The sequence below is a fragment of the Nakamurella sp. genome (assembly GCF_048594475.1).
Classification (GTDB): domain Bacteria; phylum Actinomycetota; class Actinomycetes; order Mycobacteriales; family Nakamurellaceae; genus Nakamurella.
Genome location: NZ_JBMDXT010000379.1, coordinates 1 through 2,327, shown reverse-complemented (window position 1 = coordinate 2,327; position 2,327 = coordinate 1). Strand labels below are relative to the sequence as shown.

1 protein-coding gene and 1 pseudogene are annotated in these 2,327 nt (G+C 75.2%); one reads left to right on the top strand and one right to left on the bottom strand.

Annotation, left to right across the window (positions count from 1 at the left end):
* Positions 1-207: 207 nt before the first annotated feature.
* Positions 208-1,383 carry a S8 family peptidase gene (locus tag ACOJUF_RS16985; protein WP_420123006.1) on the bottom strand — a complete coding sequence of 392 codons (1,176 nt, stop codon included), beginning with the start codon at positions 1,381-1,383 and terminating at the stop codon, positions 208-210.
* An 89-nt stretch (positions 1,384-1,472) separates the two neighbouring features.
* Here ACOJUF_RS16985 and ACOJUF_RS16980 point away from each other — a divergent pair.
* Positions 1,473-2,327: pseudogene (locus tag ACOJUF_RS16980) on the top strand (CHAT domain-containing protein); the annotation flags it as partial.

Genomic DNA, 2,327 nt, shown 5'->3' with positions numbered 1-2,327 from the left:
CCGGGACCGCCCGGCCGCGGGTCCCGCCTGCTCCGGTCGGGCGGGGCCGGGGGTAGGGGGGACGGGCTCGGCTTCGGTCACGGTCGGGCCGTCATTCCGCGCGCCGACCGGACCGGGCATCGAGATCCTCATGCGTGCAGGACGCGGGGAACCGATGGGAGATACCGGACATCGGTCAATCGTCGCCGGCAGCACGACGGGGCGCATTCAACGCTCCGCGCGGCGGGTCGGCCACGGCCGGAGCGTGACCACCGGCACCCGCGGGGCGACGCCGTCCGCCTCGATCCAGCCCGAGGACCAGGTGCCGGTGCGCAGGGCGTAGACCGCCTCCTCGGCGCTGATCGGCCCGTCCGGCCCGGTCATCAAGGCGGCGATCGCCCCGGAGACGACGGCGGTGGCGAACGAGGTGCCCGACCAGCGGGCCCACCCGTGATAGGCCGTCCAGCCACCGCGGCGCGGCCGCAGGCAGCCGTCGATGTAGGTGCTCACCAGGTCCGTCCCGGGGGCGGCCAGGTCGATCCAGGGCCCGCGGTTGCTCCACGGCGCCCAGCCGGTCCGGGCCGCGTCGGCGGCCCCGACCGCGACCACCCCCCAGGGCAGGGCCGCGGGCCAGAACGGGCCCGGGGCGCGGAAGGCGTCGGCGTCGGGCGACGTCCGCGGCAGGTTGCCCGCGGCCGCGACGATGACCATCTTCGGGTTGATGCGCTGCAGCTCGCCGACCATCCGGGCCATCACGTCGTGCGCCGCCGGGTCGTCGGCGAAGGCGCCCAGCGACAGGTTCAGCACGTCGACCCCGCGCCGGGCCAGGGTCTGGGCCTTCTCGATGACGGTGCTGGCGTCGGCGGTCCCGTCCGGTCCGAGCGCGCGCTCGACCCAGACACCGGCCGCGGGCGCCTGCTGCAGGATCAGCCCGGCCGCGAAGGTGCCGTGGCCGATCTCGACCGGCGCGTTCGGCGAGGCGTCGTCCGGGCGGCGGTGGCGCGAGGCGATCTGCGACTCGAAATCGTCCGGCGCGGCGAGGAAACCGCCGCTCAACCACGGATTGGGGACGATGCCGGAGTCGACCACCCCGATCAGCACCCCCTCGCCGGTGCCGACCGGACCGTCCGGCACCGAAGCCCGCCAGTTGTCGAGCCGGTGCCGCAGCCCCAGCTCGGTCGGCACCGGGACGCCCTGGCCGTGCACGTCCATCGGCTGCCCCTCGACGAGCACCGACATGGCCAGATCGGTGCCCGCGCCGGGCGTCGCCCGGAGCGTCTCGGGGTCGACATCGGCGTCCGCGTAACAGAGTCCGAGACCGACGGGCCGCACGGCGGACCGCCCGATGCCCAGTCCGGCACAGATCTGCTCGGCCCGATCCTGGAAGAAAAGTACCCCGGACATGCGCCCCCCTGAGTAGCGTCATGGGGTCAACAGCGTACGTCCGGCACCGGGGCCGTCGGCAATCGATTTATGGCCGGAGGGATCCCCCGATGCCGTCGAGAGTGGGTCAGCAGGTGTCGAACTCGCGGCCGGGACCGGCCCGGGAGTGGGCCCGGGAGGCGCTGCGCGCCTACCTGTCCGGCCCGGTGGCCGCGCGGGAACTCGCGCAGCGGGCCCGGGCCGCGGCCACCGCGGAGCGCGACTGGACGGCCGCCTCGATCGCCGAACGCGCGCTGGGACTGGTCGCCGGACACCTGGCCGACAGAGCCGCCGCGCAGGACCACCTGCGGCGCGCGATCGCGCTGGCCCGCCGCGCGGGCGATCCGGCGTCCGCCGCGCTGGCCCGGCTGGATCTGGCCTACGTCCTGGTCCGGCGGGGCCGGCCGACTCCGGCTCTGCGCCAGATCGCAGCGGCCGAGCCGGATCTGGGCGACGACGGGATCCGGAGCCTGTTGCAGATGCGGGCGATGGTCTACAAGTCGCTCGGGCGCCTGGACGAGGCGATGGCCAGCTACGTGCAGGCCCTGCCTCTCGTCCGGGCCGCCGGCGATCGGCGGGAACTGGCCGTGCTGCTGGGCAATCGCGGCGTCCTGCACCTGTTCAGAGCCGAAACAGCCGCGGCGGAAGCTGATCTCGTCGAGGCCGACGCGATCTTCGCGGACCTCGGGGCCGACCTGTCCCGGGCGATCATGGCGCACAATCTCGGGTACGCGGCGACGCTGCGCGGCGACGTGCCGCTCGCCCTGCGCCGCTACGACGAGGCCGAGGCCGGCTACGCCCGGCACCGGGAGATCCCGCTGGAGCTCTGGCGGGACCGGTGCGAGTTGCTGCTGGAGGTCGGCCTGGCGGCCGAGGCCCAGGAGGCCGCCGGCCGGGCCGTGCCGGCGGCGACCGACCGGCACGAA

Excerpts from the sequence above, each read along its gene's own strand:
- ACOJUF_RS16985 (WP_420123006.1), bottom strand. The coding sequence starts at position 1,383 with ATGTCCGGGGTACTTTTCTTCCAGGATCGGGCCGAGCAGATCTGTGCC.